This is a genomic window from Paenibacillus sp. FSL H8-0280, assembly GCF_045040665.1.
Taxonomy (GTDB): domain Bacteria; phylum Bacillota; class Bacilli; order Paenibacillales; family Paenibacillaceae; genus Paenibacillus; species Paenibacillus xylanexedens_A.
Window position 1 is genome coordinate 6,050,265 of the sequence record NZ_CP150296.1, and the last position, 21,141, is coordinate 6,071,405.

Below are 21,141 nucleotides of genomic sequence, written 5' to 3' on the forward strand. Positions count from 1 at the left end.
ATAAGGCTTCCTCAACATCCCTCCTCTAGAATTAATCCTATATTGCACTCGGGAGTGATTCGACTTGTCCAAAAAGGTGATTATCCGTGCACAGAATCTGTGCAAAACGTACAACAGCGGAAGTGAACAACATCATGCCATCCGTAATGTTGATCTCGATATCTATGAAGGGGAATTCACGGTCATCATGGGTAACTCTGGCTCTGGCAAATCAACCCTCTTATATCTGCTAAGCGGACTGGATCAGATTACAGCAGGTGAGGTCTATTTTCGCGACCAGCGGATTGACGCTTACAGTGAACGGGAAATGTCCAACTTCCGCGCCCGCCGGATCGGTTATATCTATCAGAGCATCAATCTGGTCCCGGACCTTTCCATCAAAGAGAACATTGCTTTACCAGGATATATTGCAGGAAACAAAAAGAAGGACATCCAATCCCGCGCTGCTGAGCTGATGAATGCCATGGATATCGATGGACAGCGTAACCGCCTTCCCTCCCAAACTTCCGGAGGACAACAGCAGCGAGCTGCCATTGCACGGGCTTTGATCAATTCGCCGGATATCATTTTTGCGGATGAACCGACCGGAAGCTTGAATATGGAACACGGCACAGCAGTTCTCGATATCCTTACGGCTATCCATCGAAAAGGACAGTCCGTAGTTATGGTTACACATGATATAAAAGCAGCCTGTCGGGCAGATCGCCTGATCTACATTTTGGACGGCAAGATTGGCGGAATCCTTGAGTTTGACACTTATGACGAACATCAAATTCAGGATCGTGAAGCGATTATCTTCGCTTTGGTTACGGGGAAGGAATAACGATGGCTGTCATATTTAAACTTAGCTTGTCGTATCTGAGTAGGAACAAAATACAAAATTTGTTTATCACCTTGCTTATTTTGCTGTCTACCTTACTGGTGTCCACATCTGTCATCATTCTGGCCAATACGGGTAACCAGTTTAAGGAAATGCATAGTCGGACCAACGGGTCCCATCAGATCTTGACGTTCGACAAAGGACTGAATGATCCCCAAACTGTGCATGACTGGTGGGCTGCCCAGAACGGTGTTCAAGTCTCACCTTTGCTTACTTACCGCATCTTGTCGGGCATCACTTTTGGCGGCACTGACATCCCTAACCTTTATCTGTACATGATGAATACCCCGCCTCCTCCGTGGAGTGTAGATGAACTTGTATTTGCAAGTGGTACACAGCATTCGGCTCCTGAACAAGGAAGCGTATGGATCCCAACTTCCATGGCGAATGGCTATAACATCGCTGTCGGTGATACCATTCAATTCAAAACTGGATCTACCACACTTGACCTCGCAGTCTCAGCTATTGTTGTGGATGTTCCTTATGGAGCACCGTTCACCAATACGGCAAGAATTTGGATGAACAGTACGGATTACCAAAATGATTTTAGTACGCTTGCAGGAAATGATATTCACATGATGGGTATCCATTTTGATGATTACAGTACGAACTCCAGCTACTGGGATCGTTATACAAGTGAGACGGGTGCCCCATTTCTGGAAACCAAAATGGAATTTGAAAGTATCTCATCCTTTTATCTGATCATTAATCAGATCGTCGGGTTCATTATGATATTCTTAGGGGCCGTCATGATGATTATTGCCCTCATTACGATTGGCTTCACCATATCCGATGCCATTCTGGCCAACTACAAAACGATAGGTATCCTTAAATCGCTGGGAATCACTTCCTGGGGCACCATTGGTACCTACGTCATTCAATATGCCCTGCTGTCCATCATCGCCGTTCTTCCCGGGCTGGTACTTAGCGTATTCGTCTCCAAATTCATCATCAACATCTCCGTATCGTCCCTGCGGACTGGCCAGGGTGATCTTCCAGTTGAGGGCATTGGAGCTGCTATTGTTGTAGGGCTGCTGTTACTCGTCTTGGTTATTGCATTTGTCGTGTTATACGCCAGAAAAGCTCGCACGATCGAGCCTGTTCAGGCCATTCGGTACGGTATGTCGGAGAGCGACAATGTACGCATGGCGCGACGAATGAATTCACCGCTCGCAAACCGGGCCTTGTTTGGACGATTGCCCGTCTCTTTTGTAATCGGCATACACAATCTGATCAAAAACAGCAAAAGCTCGTTTCTGATGTTATTGCTAACAACGATGGCTGCTTCCGTACTTGTCCTCGGGTATGTTGTACTGACCAGCATTACCGGAATCTATCAGACGGCGGCCAAATGGGGGTATGACAATGCTAACATTGCCGCAGTCGTTGTAAACAAAACTACGTTTCCGAGAGCAGAGCTGCAGAACGTATTGGAAGAAGACCCTCGCATCAAAAATGTGGGCTGGCAAGGGAACATCACCGGAGTTATCCTTCCAGATGATTCAACCGACGTGGCCAGCCAGTCTACCAGTCTTTATCTAAGAGTACTGGATGGAAGCTATCAAGATCTTGGTTTTGAGACGTTGAGAGGAAACAATCCGGAACTCGAAAATGAAATTTCAATCGGGGTTAGTGTTGCCAAGATGTTAAACAAGGATATGGGAGATCTCATTGATCTCTACATTGAAGGAGAGAAGCGCACGTTCATGATTTCGGGCATCTATCAGGCCATCTCCGACTTGTCGGTATCCGGAAGAATCACAGCTCAAGCGGTTCGAAGCGTGAATCCGGATTACGGAGATGTAGATGTCGCGTTTATCAATGTCAACGATCCTTCTCAGGCGGGAGCCATTGCTAACCAATTGAATGAACGGTTCAAAGACTCTGCTTCCATCGTCACGCAAAAAACGCTGCTGGATTCTGTTTATGCAGAAGCTGCAAGCATTCTTGTGTACCCCATGGCTCTAATTGGTCTGCTGTTCATTTTGGTTACATTTATCATTATCTTCAGCACCTGCCGGATCAGCATTCGCAAAGAAAATAAGACGTATGGCATCTACAAATCGATTGGTATGACATCCGGCAGTATTAGGTCCTCTATTACACTCGGAGTCGTATTGTTATCCCTGATCGGTTCAATGTTTGGCGTTATTGCTGGCGTGTACCTTCTTCCAATGTTGCTTGAAAAGGTACTCTCGGGATATGGTATTGTACAAATCCCGTTGGTTCTGAATTGGTGGGGGATTATACTTTTCTCTTGTCTGAGTATCCTGGCAGCAGCTTTTGGCTCCTGGAGATCATCCAAGGTGATTCGTCAGGCATCCCCGCGCATTCTTGTGATTGAATAACATGTAGAAGACAATCATTAAAATACATGACAATATATTTCAACAAAACTCTAAATCCGACAAAGAAATAGTCCTATATACCTAGCAACGATAGATATGATAGACTTAATGGCATACTATGGTAAAGGAGTTAATTTCTTTGTACAACAAAAATAAAACGAGTAAATTGTTGAAGTGGGTAGCTTGGATTAGCGTCATTCTATCCCTTATTGCCGGTATCGTCCTCGGGCAAAATGAGTTCAATGGCTTTCAATGGTCTTTGGCTCTTCCAGTTATGATGAACGGCATTGTAGCAGGACTATTGTTACTAGGTGTTGCGGAGATCATACGGTTGGTGCAGGATATTAAAAATGATACGGTAGGTCCAGATTAAGTTTGACCTCGATTTTTGTTAAGGAGCTGTTTATTTTGAAATGGTTTTGTATTCGATTTTGTTTATTGATCAGCATCCTGAGTGTAGGATTGTTGTCGATTGGCACGCCTTCGGCCTGGGCTAAGACCGTGCCACAACTTGAATGGGTCAAGCAGGTCGATTCTGGCCAATGGGGGGATGGATTCACTCCGCATTACTTCAGACTGGATTCGTCCGGCAACCTAAACATTCTGGTGAGAAAGGTTGTGAATGAGGACCTCATTTATGTGGAGAACATTAGTGGCGAAACCGGGGACATCCGATGGTCCAAGCCAGAATCTGATTATGGTTCAACTAGTGATGGTTACATGTATACTTTCAAACCTGCTGAAACTGATGACTATGAAAGAAGATTTGATGATATTATTACGGTCTCGGATCTGACAACCGGTAAACCGATATGGTCCTCTATAAACCCTTACTTTCGTGAAGGCCGGTCTTCAGATTTCACCAAAGACGGAACAGCTTATTCTTTCACTTATCACAAAAACAAATATGTAACTCTTTATTATTATGATGAAAAGGGAAAACGAAGCAAAAAGTTCATTCTCCCCTATATGCAACACTACACAATAGAAGGCAATTTTATTTTAGGTCAACCGGGCAACAAAAGTCCGTATACTCACGTTTTTGATCTTTCTACAGGGAAGAAGTTAACGGTGCTGACCAATGAAACAACCTTGCCCTACGGGAATAGAGTTACGGACGATGGAACCCTAATAACCCGGAAGTTTATCAATAACCGTGAACTTGAGTTGAGGGCGTACTCGCCTACGGGAGCTTTGAAATGGAAGTATGATTTTTCTTTTAAAAAAGGGCCTCCCCAGATATTTATCACCCATAATCGTGTGCTGTATCTGGAACAAACCGCAGGCAATATCATGCTTATGAATTCGGATGGAAAATTCATTACAGGAGTCAATGAAAATCCCTTCTACATGCAAGGTGAGCCAAATAGTCCTCTGAAAATGGCAATCGATTTACAGAGTTTTATGTACATCCAATACACGGAACAGGGAATAGAACTCGTGATTAGAGATTCAAATAATCTGAGAGAGCTCTATCGGGTGGCGCAGAACGATTGGAAAGATGTAAGGTTTAATCAAGATGAATTGTTCCTCAATCACCAAAATGAATTATTTTTCCTGCCTCCCGACGGGCAGACGATAAGAAAGTATCAGTTACTTCCATAATCCAGAGAACATTACATAAGGAGTCTACCCATCATGAGTTTAAAACGAATCAACTATTGGCTTATAGCTAGCCTATGCTTCTTCCTTGCAATCCCATCCGAGCCAGCTCTGGCTAAAGATCTGCTGCAATTGCAATGGGGGTATGACATTACTAACGGTGGACAGAATGCAACAAGCTCATATTCAATGAAGAGTGTTACAGATGCCATGGGGAATGAAAGTCTGCTCGTAACTAAAGTAGACAAGAATAATGATTATTATATCGACAGTGTAGATGCCAAAACGGGGAAACTCCTCTGGTCCATTCCAACGGACAACGAGTACAAACTTTCCGATGATGGATATATGTTTATTTTTGCCGATAATCAAGTAAGTGCCAAGCATATAGCCACAGGTGAAATCCGTTGGACAGCACCTCTGCCCGGGCCGCCAGAAGATTTTTTGAGATACTACGGGCCTGAGTCAGCCTATCCAAGAGAGAATGGAAGTTTGTATGTGGTTGCGGACTCTGGTGATTTAAAAAGCAGTACACTCTACTATTACGATATCAACGGAAATTTAAGCCGAAGTTTCAAGGTTCCATATTTTATTGAACAGATTAAAGACAATGTGATCATTGGGAAGAAAGATTATAATCATCCCGATTTGTACTTGATTAGCCTGACCAGCGGACAAAAAATTAAAACGATTGCTGGTGGTAAAGGTTACAACCGGATTATGAGTCTATCTGACGGCACATTCCTGCATTATAATATCTATAAAAAAACAATAACGCTTAAAGGCTACAACAGCACGGGGCAGCTACACTGGACAAAACAACTTCCTTATAATGAATATTCAACAGAGCTTTATGCATTGAAAGGTCGTTTTATATTTGTGGATGTTAAAAATAAACGAATCAAGCTATATTCATCTTCAGGTAAATTAATTGCTGAGAAGGCATATATGCCCGAACCACGTACCTATAATCGTGGTTTGATGCCACTTAATGTGGCAGTGGACGGCACAAGTTTTATGTTTACATCCGTAAAGAATGACAAAGATGAACTTGTTATTATGGACACAAGCAACCTGAACGTTTTGTATACTTACAAGAATGGCGAATTTGATATCGAAAAAGAATCTCTATATCTGAATAACACAACAGGTCTGTACATCATGAGCGACGAAGGTCGGACCTTAGTTAGCACTCAGTTAATTAAATAGCATAATTAGAAGCATCAGAAGAGGAATGTCCTCATGTTGATGTTAACAACGCTAAATCACACTGAAAAAGCCCTCACCAATCCAGTAATGGGTCGTGAGGGCTTCTTGATATTTGGTTGTATCTCTAGCTTTTCGGTGTACAACCCTACATCAAGTTTTTTTACTCCGCCACTTCTTCGCAAGTGCACCAATCTGATGTGGCGTAGTACGGCAACAGCCCCCAATGATTTTAGCGCCCGCAGCAACCCACTGCTCCGAAGCATCACTCATACTGCCACATGTACCCTGTCCGCTCCACGTCTTCGTTGCTGCATCATACGTCTCACCCGAGTTCGGGTAGACAATAACAGGTTTATCGCTGGCACGGCTCAAAATACCCACTGCTTCCGTCACCACTTCCATGGGAGCACAGTTCAGGCCAATTGCCGCAATCTGCGGCTCGGAGCCAAACGTCTGTGCACATACCTCAAGCGCTGTGCCTTCGCTGATGCTTGTCCCGTCTTTTAAAGAAAAAGATAACCAGGCATACGCATGAGGAAACTCCTTCAGTAAATCAACCAGCACCTGTGCTTCCTGCAAGGAAGGAATCGTCTCAAACGCCAGAATATCAGCACCCGCTTCAATCAGCGCCGCCATACGCGGACGGTGAAATACGGCAAGCGTCTCATCCGACACGTCGTAATGTCCCACATACTCTGAACCATCCGCCAGATAGGCGCCGTACGGTCCAACGGACCCGGCAATAATTGGACGTGGACGAACACTGTCTTCTTCGCGATCCCCTGTACGATCTGTTATATGCTCCTCATTCTCCACAGTTTCGGAACGTACCGAAGGAGCTTCTACAAGCTGACCTGTCGAGCTTTCTCTCCCTGCTAAACTACTCTGCACTTCTGCCCACACATCATCTCTCGCCTGTGCAGCCAGTTCCACCGTCTTGCGGATCAGCTCTAGTGCTGCCTGTTCATCGATTCCTCTCTTGCTGAAGCCATCCACCGTCGCCTGATAACTGGATGTAATCGCACAGTCGGCTCCTGCTCGAAAATAATCTGCATGGACCTGAACAATAACATCCGGATTCTCAAGCAACACACGAGCAGACCATAGTGGATCATCCAGATCACATCCATGCTGTTCGAGTTCCGTTGCCAACGCTCCATCCAGAATCATGACCGGATGTTCACGCAAAATCTGTTCTATGGGGTTAGTCTGTTGTGCTTGCGTCATGTACTTGTCCTCTTTTCTTATTCACACGTTCTGTCAGATAATAAGCAGCGTAACATACTGCGATAAACGGAACCCCACAATACAGCGCAATTCGCTGTGTCGGGTCAAAGGCAATACCTATGCATGAAGCCAGGCATAATATAAATGAAACAATGGGTACCACCGGATACAGTGGTGTGCGGTAGACCAGATCTTTGACCGCATGTCCTTCCCGGATATATTGTCTGCGGAACATGTATTGGGAGGCACTGATGCTCATCCATACCGCAACGACAGCCAGACCTGAAATGGAGACCAGCGTAATATACACCGTACCTGGCGCAATAATACTGGACAGCAATGCCAACGCACCACCCACCATACTAATCAGAAGTGCATTCAGGGGTACCCCGCTTTTGGTCAATTTGGCAAACCACGGGGAGATCGTTTTTTTATCAGCCAGAGACCAGAGCATCCGTGAAGATGCATACAGGCCTGAATTGGCAGCAGAGAGAATCGCCGTCAGAATAACAAAGTTCATAATATCTGCTGCATAGGGTACACCCACCCGCTCCATTACCGCTACAAACGGACTTTCCAGTACACTGGCATCCGACATGGGCAGCAAGGCCGACAAGATAATAATCGTTCCGATGAAGAAAATAACCAAACGCCACAGCGTTGTATGAATGGCTTTTGGTATCGTCTTTTCCGGGTTCTCCGTCTCACCAGCGGCAATGCCGATTAACTCGGTGCCTGAGAAGGCAAAGTTTACAGCAAGCATGGTCATCAATATCGCTGTAGCCCCATGAGGGAACCACCCGGATGCAGTAATATTTGATAGAAATGGAGCCGGTTCAGAATCCGCCATCGGGATGATGCCGAACATGGCTGCGCCACCGATTATAATGAAGATTACGATAGTCACTACTTTTACAGATGAGAACCAGAACTCGGATTCCGCAAATAATTTCACCGTTAAAGCGTTAAACAGAAAGATCATCAGTGCAAAAACCGCGCTCCATATCCATACGTTCACCGATGGGAACCAGCGCTGCATCAGCAATCCGGCGGCTGTGAATTCGGAGCCAAGCGCAACAGTCCAGGTTAACCAGTATAACCAAGCCACCGTGTAACCTGTTGCTGGTCCGATATATTTGGCTGCATAACTATGAAATGCTCCCGTCTCTGGCATATGAACAGACAGTTCACCAAGACAGAGCATCACCAGATATACAACGATCGCTCCGATCAGATAGGACAGAATGGTTCCCAGTGGTCCCGCCTGCTGAATGGTGTAACCTGAGCTGAGGAATAATCCCGTTCCAATGACTCCTCCGAGAGAGAGCATGACCACATGCCGTGCCTGCATTTTCCGCTGAAAATGCCCTTTGTCGTTGTTGTTCTCCATACCTGCTGCTCCCCTACTTCTTCATCCAGAAAAAACAAAAAAGACCCACTCTGCCTAAAGAGTGCGCCGTTACTGACAAATAAAAACAAACGCTCCTATCTATCAGGCTTTCACCCGCTGGAATTAGCACAGTATCCTTCAGATCTGTTGCTGAGGTTTCTAAGGGCCAGTCCCTCCACCTCTCTGGATAAGAAAATGATTTTTTACTAATATAGCGATCTATCATGAATGTGTCAACATTTAAATAATAAATGGCACACCTCGCTATTCGGTGGAAGACCCCGGATTCGTGATGGTGGTCTTTACCTCATACGTGATCGGCACGGTGCTAAAAATTTTATCCCAATCGTCTTTGACTTTTTTCCATGTTTTAGGTTCTTTGATACGTAAGCTATCCCGAAAATCCGCAACATCTACTTTATAGGTATGCTGCAGTTTGTATAACAATTGTCGAATCTGTTGCTCGGCAAGTTCAGCAAATTCTTTTTCTAATTCTCTAAGATAATCCCCTTTTTCCTCTCTTTCGGGAGAACGCCAATCTTCCATCAACCAGCCTTCGGATTCGACCTTTACATGGAATGAAATGTCATTACCAACCACCTTGGGAATTACTTTTGTTTTCTTCTTCTTCATTTCATATACAACAGTGAATCCCGCTTTATTGTATGTCTTCAAGATACCTCCTTTTTCTTTAGGTCTGATCCACGATAGCCCTTCTAGGTCCGTTTGGCTAAGTTCTCCGATGAATTTGGTCGTTTTCCCATCAAATATACTGGCACCGGAGAACTTGTCCTCTCCATTGGAGTTCAGTACATTCTGGAGCAAAAAGCTGGAACCGGATTGCATTTGTGCATCTAATTTGGAGAGTAGAACCGGGTCCAGGATTTTATTGGACAAGTACGAATTACTGGTAATACCTGTAAGATAAAATGCTGGAATCCGGGAAGGATCATCTGAAGTCAGTACATCAACGGCGCGATGATGGCTAATCAACACCAGACAGTTAGGGCGAATATCGTTATCCCGAAGTACAAAATCCAGCAGCTGATCCAGACCATACTTTTTGGCAATATCCTTGGACACAACGATGACCTTCAGATGATGTCCGATGAGCGGATGATCTCGCCTCAGAGCAAACTGACGAAAGATTTGCAGCAAGGAATCTCCAGTAAGCTGTTCATTGGAATAGGACGTTTTACCAGAAGAAGGCGAACCGGATTGTTGGCTCTTTTGACTACTTGAATTACCGGGAGCGATCTGTACCGTGGCCGTCAAATTGTTCTGCTTGGAATACGCTCCTCCCTGATTAGCGATGTCTTTCTCAAATTCTGTCTCTTTACCGATATCGATCCCAAGACCGACGTAGACACTTAGATCCTCTATCTCCCGACTGCTCCAACATCCGGATATCGTTAAGAGAATGCATAATACAGTGGCAAAGCGTAACAACATACGGAATGTAATCATGCATGCTTGCCTCCTTTTTTGCGAATCAGACTTAACAACAGTAGTACCAGAGGTAAAATGCCAAACAAAAATACGGACACATTGCCCAGCATATCTCCTAGTGCAAAAGTATCATCCACTGTTTTGGGTATCATTGCTGTCAGATAAATGAACGGAAGCAGGCCGTACATGATACCTTTGATTTTTTTGGAACGAAACAAATCACGAATACCCACCGAAGCGCAGTAATGTGTAATTGCTGTAGTCGAAAAGATTTGCATAATCCAGATGACCAGCAATAAGGATTCAAAACGCTCGAATATCAGACCCTGGATTTCGAAACTTCTTACCAAATCCAGCGTTGGCCAGGTTCGAGTTTTGATGCCATCGAGCGATAAACTGCCTATAACCATCACCACCGTGATCAAGTAGATAATAGTGGATATGAGTATCCCCCAGGTCATCGCTTTATTGCTCTTTTTCGGATTTTTCATATAGGCAGTCATGATTAACATCACCTCATAGCCCGTATAAGATAATAGTGAAGGCTTTAACCCATGGAAAACGGGTATAACCCCATCACCGAGCACGGGTCTCAGATTGCCAATCTCGAATAGCTGATTACTAAGCAAAATTTCAATCACAAATATAATAATCGTAATCGGAAGGATGATCTCAAACACGCGTACGATAACGCCAAGCCCGCCTGAAATCATATATACACCGATCCACATGAAGACCATCACAATCGCCCAGGTGGGGGTGCGTTCGAGCAGATACATCCCAGTTACTTCAGCCATAACTCTGATTTCGAATGCGGCAATAACTATGAAATACATAATCATAGACAATCCCAATATGTAAGCAATCCAGCTACCCGTAATCTCACGGGTGAACTGGAAGACGGTTTTCTCCGGAAATCTGCGACACAGCGTAACCAGAATTATTCCGACGCCTAAGATAATGAATCCAGATAGGATAATGGAAATCCAGACATCCGGTGTTCCGACAGCTTTGCTGGTCGTTCGAGGTAGTGTCAATATCCCGGCGCCAAGCATGTAATTTACAATAATTACAACGGCCTGAGTCGTGGTAATTTTTCCTTGGGAGCCATTCACTTTATTTCACCTCCAGACCTTCTGTGGATAAACTTATTTTTTTCGGTCCTGATCTATCGGATTTGTCATTTTGGGACGCATTCTCATCATATTTAGCGGTGCACGGATAACAAAATCCTTCCATTCATTCATGTGATAAGGAACCGCGGGTCCAACATAAGGGACGCCAAAGCTTGAGAGTCGTGCCAGATGTGTACACACAAGCAGAAAGAACATAACCACGCCAAACAATCCGAGTACGGCTGCGCTGAACATAGCGGCAAATCGTAGAATCCTTAGCGTTAATCCCGCACTATAGACCGGAATCGTAAAGGAAGAGATGGCAGTTACCGCAACAACAATGACCAGAAATTGACTTATTATTCCCGCTTGCACCGCTGCTTGGCCAATAATCAGACCTCCAACGATTCCCATCGCTGGCGCAATCGGTTTGGGCAAGCGTATCCCTGCCTCCCTCAAAATTTCGATTGAAAGCTCCATGATGAGTACCTCAATAATTGAAGGGAATGGAACTCCAGTACGCGTTTCAATAATCGTCAATACCAGCTTGGTTGGAATTAGACCCGGATGGAACGAGATAAACGAGATATAGAGCGCAGGAGCAAGTAATGCCAGCATAGCGGCCATAAAACGTAGCACTCGCAAAAATGTTCCAGGAATCCAGCGTTCATAATAGTCCTCTGGAGACTGAAGCAACATGCTAAAGGTCACCGGTACAATTAATACAAATGGCGTTCCATCCAACAAAATTGCAACTCGGCCTTCCAGAAGGGCACCCATCACCCGGTCAGGTCTCTCCGTATTCAGTACCTGTTGAAAAGGGCTCAGGGTACTGTCTTCGATCAGTTGTTCCACATAACCTGATTCCAGCATCGAATCCATATCCATCTCTTCAATTCGCTTGCATACTTCAGCAACGAGATTTGGATCGGCAATATCCTGAATATAGGCTATCGCCAAATCTTTTTTGATTCGTGAACCCACTTCATACTTCTTAATAAACAGGCTCTGATCACTTCCATAACGACGTAAAATGCCTGTATTATCGCTTAATTGCTCTGTAAAACCAATACGTGGCCCACGAAGCAGTCCCTCTGACAAGGGTTCATTCATACCTCTTGTTTTGATCTTATGAGCTCCAATTAATAAAGCACCTGGCAAACCATCAACCAGCAGTGCATTTTTCCCAAATAACACACCAACTGCGAGTTCTTGGAGGGACTTCGTCTCCTCAACCAGACTGACAGGAAGTAATTGATCTTGCAGATATGCCGACAGTAAGTGTGCGTTGTCTGGATGAAGGAAACCCTCCTGCTTAAGTAGAGGAACACCTTCGAACATCAACGGTGTAATCAAGTGATCATCAACTAAGTCCTGATCTACCAGGCCTTCGGTATAGATGACCGCAGCCCGTGTATTCGTTCCCCTAATAATAAATTCCCGAATATGCACGTCTGCATTAAGCCCAAAGCTTTCTTTCACACTCGTCAGATTTATGCTGTACTTTTCGGTTAATTTAATATTGGCATAGTGGCCTGTTTCGGTCCCTTCACCCTGCCCTTTGGCTGCTGGCGAGATATCCTTCGAGGATATGGACGGTTTTTTAGAACGAGAGAAGCTTCCGCGCTTAATGGCAGCATTGATCCAGCGCGTGCTCAATGTAATACCAATTGGAATGATGAAGACCAAGAATGCCTGAATCCATATGGACCAACCCGGCACGTAGGATACAATTGTTGACCACATGTTCCCACCCCAACATTTCTCTGCATGACATAGCTGCAGGTATTCCCAAGTATTGTGTCCCCGTTTGATCACAATAATTCCCGTTTTTTTGAGTACTGAACGACAAAAAAACGGTTCCTGTGCAAGGAACCGCTATTACTATATATTGTTATACGATTCTGGTCACATGCTCCGCTTTGGCATCCAACAAGTGAGCTGAAGCAGCAATTGCTGTAAAATCATTCAATGCGATCTCAATCTGCTTCTGGCTCTGCTCCACATATTCTTCTACTTTTTTGGTACCACCTGTGATATTACCAATCTCCTTCGTTATTCCGGTCACGCTATCACGAATCTCGTTAATCGAACTCTCCACCATTGCGGATAGTTTCTTAACTTCCTTGGCCACGATATCGAATCCTCGTCCGTATTCTCCTGCATGTGCAGCCTCAATGGCAGCATTTAACGCGAGTAGTTGCGTCTGAGACGAAATCTCGCGTATCGTTCGTACCACGCCCTGAATCGATCCGGCCTGTTCCTGCAAATGAGTCAACGTTGCACGGTTAGAAGTCGACACCTCAGAGATATAGGAGATACTGGACATTAATTCCTGGCTCCGTTCAATACCTACATCTGCCTGCCCATTCAGTTCATGAGACATCGTTTTCAGCTCATTCACTACGACCGAAATGTTGTTCTGACGGTTGGTGATGTTGGTCGCTATTTTGGAAACACCCAGTATCTTCTGATTTGTCTCATCGTACACCGGCATATATGTCGCCTCAAGCCATACAGAATTCCCTTTTGCATCCTTGCGTTCAACCTTGTCCTGGAAGCTGACACCATTAAATATGCTATTCCAAAAAGCATCATAGTCCGGAGTATTTGCAAATTGACCGAAGCACAGTTGCTGATGCTTCATGCCGTACATCTCATCTACCGTATATCCCATCGTCTGGGCAAAGACTTCATTCACGTAGGTTACCCGGCGATCCAGATCAAATCGAATGATAGCAAGACTTTTCTCCATCGCCTTGATGACCATTGCATCGGTGACAACATCTTTCTTTTCCATATCTAATATAGACACTTGATAACCCCCACAGTTCATTCCATAATAGACAGCCTTTAACTAGCAAAAACGATCATAACAACATATGTATCCATCAGGTTCTAAATGACTCTACTATTGATACCCGATTTGTAGCATTTTGGATCACCTGTTGTTATTTATTTTTATCGAAACCTTGTTCAGTCAAAATATATAGTTGTTCCTTCGTTTTAATGCTTCTTCAATATCATGGATCAAAGGCTTCCATCAACATACTTTCGGAGCATGTTCATCGTCCAGAAAAGAGACGTTATAACTTATCTTATCCGTAAAATATCTCTGTATCTACTTGTTCGTATCGTAACATAAGGCAAAGAAGTATACACTTCTGTATTTGTAACGTATTTGTAACATAATTTCTGTTTTTTATTAAACATTTAGCCCATATATACAAGAGAAACAGGACGATTTGTCGTCCATCGTCCTGTTTCTTATCCAGTCTCATCTTTATTATTTTTTTCGTGGTGTCCAGCGCTTCGCTTCACTGTGATTCGGATACTGAATGCCCGCAGGATAGGAGATCAGCTCGATCAGCATCCCCCAAGGTGCCCTTCCGTACACAAACTGATTGCCTTCCCCGCCTTCAATATGACCGGTCAACGCCCCAGGCTCTGTTAGCAACACCCCGCCCGCTTCTTTGAGGTGTCGTGCAGCTTCTTGCATATCGTCCACATACAACGCCATATGCTGCAATCCGTAATCCGATGCCCTAACTGGCTCCGATTGCGCTGAATTTGCGTACTGAAATAACTCTATACTGGCGCTCTCCCCGAGCGATAACATCCGAATATGAATAACCTTTGCTCCTGAACGCAGTCCTAATTTACGCTCTGCCTTAGGTCCTTCCTGTGGGGGATCATCCGGCGTTATATGGTCATAGGCAAGTTGAGCTCCAAACGCCTCTTGCAGAAATAGTGTCGCCTGCTCCACATCCGGTACAGTTATTCCAATATGGTCGATTCCTCTCGTAATCATGTTATCCCTTCTTTCCTTTATCCATTGAACTTGCTTGTACACAGCGACATCCGTACCTATATGATTTACACGAAAAGAGGGCTGCTATAACCATCGGTTGCTCGAACAACCTTGTATAGAAACCAAAAAAAGAAGAGCGCATGATATTCATGGCTCTTCTTTTTTGATATTTTTAAGTTAGTTACAGGTTTACATACCGAGTGCTTAACCGGTGGCCTGAACTCATTTCAAAAATCATGCACAGTGACACATAGCTGAATCGCAATGCCAAATGGGTCCCGTACAATACCGTATCCTGGGCTGAATTCATTTTGTTCATACGATACCAGTACCTTCACACCCTCATGTTGCATCAGAGAATGATACAGTTGATCGATTGTATCTTTATCTTTGGATTGAATACATAGTGACGTGCTGTTCCCCAGCTGCCATGCTCTCTCCGTGTCCATTGCTTCTTCCGCAATCATGACTTTGTTAACCCCAATCTCCAGCACCGAATGTGTAATATACTCATCTTGACCGGCAGGATACTCGAAGTCCGGGTTCATCTCCTTCATCTCTTTATAACTTTTCTTAAATATCACCTTGGCGCCCAGAAACTCTTCATAAAAAGCAATGGCTGCCGCCGCATCCCCGTTCATCGACAAAAATGGTATCACTTCAAAATTCATTATATTGCCTCCTTCTTCCTACTGGATTACACTTATCACTATAACAACGAAAGGTGCCAATCCATGGCACCATTAAGAGGGTTTGATATGAAAAAATCAGAACGTATGAACCAGATGCTGCGCTTCATTAATCAAAAACAACAGTTCACCCTGCAAGATCTCATGCAGGAGTTCCAGATATCCAAACGAACCGCGTTAAGAGATATCGCTTCATTGGAAGAGTTAGGTGCGCCCATCTATGTCGAATATGGACGCTACGGCGGATATCGACTGTTGCAACAGATGCAGCTGCCTCCCATTTCGTTTAATACGGGGGAACTTCATGCCCTTTATTTTGCGATGCAGGCTCTCCGCAGCTTCTCCAGCTTACCCTTTCAAGTCTCTTTCCGTACCATTCATGAGAAATTTATGAACGCGTTATCCGACAAGCAACGACAGGATATTGAGAACATCCAACACCGGGTTTACTTCCAACATACCGAGCAGATCCGCGACAGTGCACATTTGGAGTTTCTGTTGATGGTTGCTGTTCAGAATATAGTGATCCAGATTACGTACGCTAATCAGCGTAGATCCTCTGATCAAAGGACCTCTTCTGCAAACACCAATATCCGCACCATTCAACCCATCGCGCTCTATGCCAGGAAAGGTTATTGGTATTGTCAGGCCTATGATCTGCATAAACAAGCGTATCGTGTATTTCGCTGCGACCGCATCATTTCAGCCGAAACAACGGAGATTGAACCTTTAACTCATGTAAAGGAACTCTATTCACAGGATGCCCAATCTCTATGGAAACCATCGGAACAAGCCATTCCTTTCAAATGCCTGATTGATGAAGCCGGGATGGAGCTATTCCAGCAAGAACATTTCCCATCTATGCAGATCATCGAGAAGAGGGGACACATGTATCTTGTCGGTTCGTATGAACCTCACGAGCTTGATTTCATAGTGAGATATCTTGCCGGCTATGGTAAATCGATTAAGATTATGGAGCCCGTCATCTTACAGAAAGCATTAAGGCAGTACTACCTGGACTTATTGGATCATGTATAAAGATCATCATATTTCTATATCCATTTTACTTTACATGCCTTTTAGCTCTGCTCCTGGCTAACTTTTAAACTTTTTTTATTGCCAATAGCCAATTGAACGATAATCTGCAACACGATGATGATAGCCAAACCATAAAATGCTTGCACAAAGCTGCCTGTTAGATCGCGGAGCCAGCCAATCGCCAGCGGCCCAAGTGCTCCAAGAATGTAGCCACCAGATTGAGTCATAGCCGACCAGCTACTCGCTTCCTGAGCATTGTTTGTCTCATCAATCGGCAACATAAGTGCAATCGGGAACAGTCCACCTGCACCAATCCCGAGCGGAATCGCAGCGAGCCACGGACTGACAGAGAGATTCAGCATCAGGACACCTATTAACTCCAACATCGCACATCCAACAAGCCAGAAGACACGTTTTTGGTACCGATGTACAAGCATGGGAATGAATAATGTTGAGGGCAGTGATATCAATGTAAATAACGTTTGGATGTTGCCAGCAGTCTCTTGGCTATATCCATGGCTCTGAATGGCTGGCGCAAGCCAGGCAGTTAATGAATAGAAGATCGCGGCCATCAGTCCAAAGAACAGTGTCAGCACCCATGCACGCCTGTTCTTCACCGGAAGTGGTGCATGGACTACAGCCGAAGTTTGTCCGGATTGCCGCTCTGTACGCGCAGACCAAGCTAATTTTAACCAGATCGGCAATGCAATGGCTGCGAGTAATGCCCATGTAGCCAAAGAACCTCTCCAAGATCCACCCAACGTCTGCTGAAGGGGAACCGACAATCCCACACTAATGCTAGCCCCCATCACCATTGCTGTAGAGTAGACGCCGACCATGGCTGCCACTCGGTTAGGGAAATACTGCTTAATGAAGCTGGACAACAGCGGCCCTGCCAATGCAATCCCTACGCCTGACAGAAAAGAAGTGAACATCATCAACGGAGTTGCGCCTACGAACAATCGTAATCCCGTACCTATCCCAATAAGGATTAAAGCCAGCACAATGGCTCCTTCGTTCCCCCACCTTCTACTTAGTCTTACAGAGAATGGAGCGAATATGCCCATACATAATACCGGTAGTGTAGTTAACAGACTGGCGGTCATGCCGCTCAAACCCAGATCATTCTGTATGGTACTCATCAGAGGAGAAATGGAAGTAATCGGTGGTCTTAAGTTCAGTGACGCCAGAATAAGCGCGAATACAATATAAAAAAGTTTCATTATGGATCACCTCATGGGAGTAGTCTCGTTGCCTTCACCCAAGATCCTATTCTTTAATGACAAGATCTTCGGGTGGTGCACGAATTAAGTATAGGATCATTATAATGATTGAACAATACTATTATTTCTATTAAAATGATTACTAAAACCAATGATTAGAGGTGAATTAATGGAGATTCGTCAAATGGAAAACTTTATTACAGTGTGTGAGGAGCTTCATTTTACACGGGCAGCTGAGAAACTTGGCATATCTCAACCTACGTTGAGTCAACAAATACGTGGGTTGGAGGATGAACTTGGTGTTCCTTTGTTTGACCGTGTCGGCAAAAAAATTGTGATGACCCAGGCAGGCACTCTGTTTCTAGAGCACTGTGTACAGATGATCCGGCATTTACAGAATACCCAGGATGCGCTAGCTGAATTTCGGAATGATCAGCGGGGACGATTGGTTATTGGTGTTCTTCCATCCGATTTGGATTACCGTATCACTCCGTTGCTCGTTGATTTTCATGCCCGATTCCCCAAGGTGCAATTGAAGGTTATCTCTTCGATCTATGTCGTAAATCAAGTGTTGGAAAATGAAGTCGACATCGGCATCGAGATCACGTCTGCCCCTGATAGGCGGCTTGTACGCATTCCTTTGTGCAGTGAAGAATATGTACTGGTCGTATCCGAGAATCATGATTGGGCTGAACGAAGCACAATTGAAATTCAGGAGTTACGTGATATCCAAACGGTGATGTTCCCCGAAGGATTCACGGGCAGAGAATTGGTCGATGGCTATTGCCGTAAATATGGATTCACCCTAAATACCATCATGGAGACCAGTTCGGCAACCTCTATCATTAGCCTGGTCAAAGCCAACGTCGGAGGAACACTGCTGCCTTATCCTCTGATCAAAGCCATGAATGAGCCCACGCTACGTTGCATCCGAATTACAGACGATCCGCCATACCGGCACTTTGAAATCATCCATCGGTCCGACCGTTACCTGACGCAATCGGCCAAGGCATTTATTGAGAAAACAATCGAGTATTTCAATCAAAGGTGAGATTAAAAGGAGGGTATTAAAATGATAATAAGAGAAGTTGATTTGTTAACACATGAGGTCGAGGCCATAAAAGAGTTTTACGGTACACTACTGGAACTGGATCTTGTGGAGGATGGTACAACATTTGTTTCATTCCGTGCGGGGAACTCGGTACTATCTTTCAAGAAGGCGCCAGAACAAGAGAAGCCCTACTATCATGTAGCGTTTACGATTCCAACGAATAAACTTGCTGATGCAAAAAGGTGGGCTCAAGACCGTAACATTTCATTGCTCTCCAAAGATGGACAGGATGAATTCTATTTCCCCTACTGGGATGCAACAGCCTTCTATTTTTATGATCCAAGCGGCAACTTGATGGAATTTATCGCTCATCATTCACTCGATAATGCAGTTGATGAAGCTTTCGAAGCGAAGCATCTGTTATGTATTAGTGAAATCGGTCTGCCTGTCGATGATGTTCCTGAGACAATGAACTCATTGAATGAGCATTATCAACTTGAACCATTTGCCGGAGACGGAAAACAATTCTCCCCCACGGGTGATGCAGAAGGCATGTTTATTGTCATTGATAAACAGATGCCCTGGTTCCCAGACGGACGTATACCTGGTGTATTTGCTACGGAGGTGAAGGTGGAAACTGGGCAGCCCGGTAATCTGCGTATACAGGACGATATGTACTCGATTGAATCGATATGATGTAAGAACGTACTGAATGAAAACCTCAAGAGGGACTTCCGGCTTAATACTTACCAAAACCATCCTCACACGTGATATCCGATTTAAGAATTTCGTACAGATTTTGTTTGGAATTCTCTAATTGTTTTTGTATTTCTTCAATTTCTGATATTTTCGCTTGGATAATGCTTGCTTGATCATTACTTGAAAACCCATGTTTAGAGATCATAGATTGGATCTCATGGATCGTAAAACCAACAGCTAAACATTGTTTGACCACTTCCAGATGCTGAACAATGCTCTGCGCATATATTCGATAGTTATTATGATCTCTCAGCATATGTTCATCCGGGATAATACCTATTTTCTCGTAGTAACGAATCGTGGATATCGGAAGGTTTACATGGTTCGCTACTTCACTAATCTTCATATGGATTTCCCCCGTTTCTTCTTCTTGCTATAAAGTATACTTCATAGTTTACAATCCTCATAGTGAGACAGATGGAGATATAATTTATACCCTACTCTCACCAATATAGATATGAGGAGAGATTTCAATATGAACACAATTACCGGTCAATTCAACAAAACAAATGATTTTGATAACATCGTCTTGGAGCGCCATTCCGTTAAAGCCTACGACCCTGAAGTGAAGATCAGCCGCGAGGAGATGACCGAAATACTGGCGAAAGCTTCACGTGCCCCTTCGGCCATTAACATGCAACCTTGGCGTTTTCTTGTTATCGACAGTGCTGAAGGCAAAGAGAAACTTGCACCACTGGCCTCTTTTAACCAGACACAGGCACTAACGTCTTCCGCTGTCATTGCCGTGTTTTACGATGCCAACAACGTTGAATACATGGAAGAGATTTTCAGCAAATCAGTGGAACTTGGGTACATGCCCCAAGATATCATGGATATGCAGATGCAGCAGGTAAAACCTTATTATGCGAACATAAACGCATCCGAATTGCGTGACATGAACCTCATTGACTCAGGCCTCATATCCATGCAACTCATGCTCGTTGCCCGTGCCCATGGTTATGATACCAACCCTATGGCCGGTTATGACAAAGGCCAAATTGCTGAAGTTTTTGGCTTAGATAAAGAACGGTTCCAGCCCGTGATGTTGATCTCCATAGGTAAAGCAGCCAAAGATGGCTATCCTTCCTATCGTCTCCCGGTTGAAACGATTACAACTTGGGCGTAACCAACAGCTACTCTCAAGACTAAAATGACTATGGATGATGCTATAGTAAATACTAAGTCTGAAAAATAGATGAAAATCACGGTGCATCCCATAATACCAGAGTACTCATCCTATATCAGTTAAAGGCTTTCATTATAATAGCCTCATACTGATTTGGACATAGGAACATTAATTATACGTTCATAAACAAAGGGTCCTGATGACAACTGTCATCCAGGACCCTT

The 21,141-nt window shown here is 44.4% G+C and carries 19 protein-coding genes and 1 riboswitch; of the genes, 9 read left to right on the forward strand and 10 right to left on the reverse strand.

What is annotated here, in order from left to right; genetic code table 11:
* Positions 1–64: 64 nt before the first annotated feature.
* From MHI12_RS26465 to MHI12_RS26485, 5 genes are all read left to right on the forward strand, one after another.
* The gene (locus tag MHI12_RS26465; protein WP_405170766.1) at positions 65–823 is read left to right on the forward strand and encodes an ABC transporter ATP-binding protein; all 759 of its coding nucleotides are present in this window, start codon (positions 65–67) and stop codon (positions 821–823) included.
* 2 nt (positions 824–825) lie between these two features.
* Positions 826–3,228 (forward strand): ABC transporter permease, encoded by a 2,403-nt coding sequence (locus tag MHI12_RS26470; RefSeq protein WP_405170767.1) that lies wholly within the window; start codon positions 826–828, stop codon positions 3,226–3,228.
* A 139-nt stretch (positions 3,229–3,367) separates the two neighbouring features.
* A complete protein-coding gene (locus tag MHI12_RS26475) occupies positions 3,368–3,601 on the forward strand; it encodes a hypothetical protein (protein ID WP_405170768.1) in 234 nt (77 codons plus the stop codon).
* Positions 3,602–3,693: 92 nt separating this feature from the next.
* Positions 3,694–4,833, forward strand: a complete 1,140-nt coding sequence (locus MHI12_RS26480; RefSeq protein ID WP_405170769.1) for a hypothetical protein — start codon at positions 3,694–3,696, stop codon at positions 4,831–4,833.
* A 33-nt stretch (positions 4,834–4,866) separates the two neighbouring features.
* A complete protein-coding gene (locus MHI12_RS26485; protein WP_405170770.1) occupies positions 4,867–6,039 on the forward strand; it encodes a hypothetical protein in 1,173 nt (390 codons plus the stop codon).
* Positions 6,040–6,189: 150 nt separating this feature from the next.
* Here MHI12_RS26485 and mmuM read toward each other — a convergent pair whose 3' ends face one another.
* The 8 genes from mmuM to MHI12_RS26525 form a co-directional block, all read right to left on the reverse strand.
* Positions 6,190–7,266, reverse strand: coding sequence for a homocysteine S-methyltransferase (mmuM, locus tag MHI12_RS26490; protein WP_405170771.1), 1,077 nt, complete (start codon positions 7,264–7,266; stop codon positions 6,190–6,192).
* Positions 7,244–8,656 carry an S-methylmethionine permease gene (gene mmuP / locus MHI12_RS26495; RefSeq protein ID WP_341009004.1) on the reverse strand — a complete coding sequence of 471 codons (1,413 nt, stop codon included), beginning with the start codon at positions 8,654–8,656 and terminating at the stop codon, positions 7,244–7,246. The genes mmuM and mmuP overlap by 23 nt, the downstream gene beginning before the upstream one ends.
* Before the next feature lie 92 nt (positions 8,657–8,748).
* Positions 8,749–8,850, reverse strand: a riboswitch (SAM riboswitch).
* Between the two features lie 70 nt (positions 8,851–8,920).
* Entirely contained in the window at positions 8,921–10,123 is a 1,203-nt protein-coding gene (locus MHI12_RS26500) for a Ger(x)C family spore germination protein (RefSeq protein WP_405170772.1), read from the reverse strand.
* The gene (locus MHI12_RS26505) at positions 10,120–11,220 is read right to left on the reverse strand and encodes a spore germination protein (protein WP_405170773.1); all 1,101 of its coding nucleotides are present in this window, start codon (positions 11,218–11,220) and stop codon (positions 10,120–10,122) included. Before MHI12_RS26505 ends, MHI12_RS26500 begins: the two co-directional genes overlap by 4 nt.
* 33 nt (positions 11,221–11,253) lie before the next feature.
* Positions 11,254–12,966, reverse strand: coding sequence for a spore germination protein (locus MHI12_RS26510; protein WP_405170774.1), 1,713 nt, complete (start codon positions 12,964–12,966; stop codon positions 11,254–11,256).
* 148 nt (positions 12,967–13,114) lie between these two features.
* Complete coding sequence (locus MHI12_RS26515; protein ID WP_307415990.1) at positions 13,115–14,035, reverse strand: PAS domain-containing methyl-accepting chemotaxis protein; 921 nt, start codon at positions 14,033–14,035, stop codon at positions 13,115–13,117.
* A 471-nt stretch (positions 14,036–14,506) separates the two neighbouring features.
* Positions 14,507–15,031: a VOC family protein gene (locus MHI12_RS26520; RefSeq protein WP_405170775.1), complete on the reverse strand. Its 525-nt coding sequence runs from the start codon at positions 15,029–15,031 to the stop codon at positions 14,507–14,509.
* 227 nt (positions 15,032–15,258) lie between these two features.
* Positions 15,259–15,702, reverse strand: coding sequence for a VOC family protein (locus tag MHI12_RS26525; protein WP_405170776.1), 444 nt, complete (start codon positions 15,700–15,702; stop codon positions 15,259–15,261).
* Between the two features lie 87 nt (positions 15,703–15,789).
* Between MHI12_RS26525 and MHI12_RS26530 the strand changes: the two genes are divergently transcribed.
* Entirely contained in the window at positions 15,790–16,758 is a 969-nt protein-coding gene (locus MHI12_RS26530) for a helix-turn-helix transcriptional regulator (RefSeq protein WP_405170777.1), read from the forward strand.
* Between the two features lie 41 nt (positions 16,759–16,799).
* Here the strand turns inward: MHI12_RS26530 and MHI12_RS26535 are convergent, their stop codons facing one another.
* Positions 16,800–17,981, reverse strand: a complete 1,182-nt coding sequence (locus MHI12_RS26535) for an MFS transporter (RefSeq protein WP_341009014.1) — start codon at positions 17,979–17,981, stop codon at positions 16,800–16,802.
* 184 nt (positions 17,982–18,165) lie between these two features.
* Between MHI12_RS26535 and MHI12_RS26540 the strand changes: the two genes are divergently transcribed.
* Together MHI12_RS26540 and MHI12_RS26545 are read left to right on the forward strand one after the other, a co-directional pair.
* A complete protein-coding gene (locus MHI12_RS26540) occupies positions 18,166–19,032 on the forward strand; it encodes a LysR family transcriptional regulator (RefSeq protein WP_249913244.1) in 867 nt (288 codons plus the stop codon).
* Positions 19,033–19,053: 21 nt separating this feature from the next.
* Positions 19,054–19,728 carry a VOC family protein gene (locus MHI12_RS26545; RefSeq protein WP_405170778.1) on the forward strand — a complete coding sequence of 225 codons (675 nt, stop codon included), beginning with the start codon at positions 19,054–19,056 and terminating at the stop codon, positions 19,726–19,728.
* A gap of 43 nt (positions 19,729–19,771) precedes the next feature.
* Here the strand turns inward: MHI12_RS26545 and MHI12_RS26550 are convergent, their stop codons facing one another.
* Positions 19,772–20,137: a MerR family transcriptional regulator gene (locus MHI12_RS26550; RefSeq protein ID WP_405170779.1), complete on the reverse strand. Its 366-nt coding sequence runs from the start codon at positions 20,135–20,137 to the stop codon at positions 19,772–19,774.
* 129 nt (positions 20,138–20,266) lie between these two features.
* On the opposite strand from MHI12_RS26550, the gene MHI12_RS26555 reads away from it, so the two are divergent.
* Positions 20,267–20,917, forward strand: coding sequence for a nitroreductase family protein (locus MHI12_RS26555; RefSeq protein WP_405170780.1), 651 nt, complete (start codon positions 20,267–20,269; stop codon positions 20,915–20,917).
* Positions 20,918–21,141 lie beyond the last annotated feature (224 nt).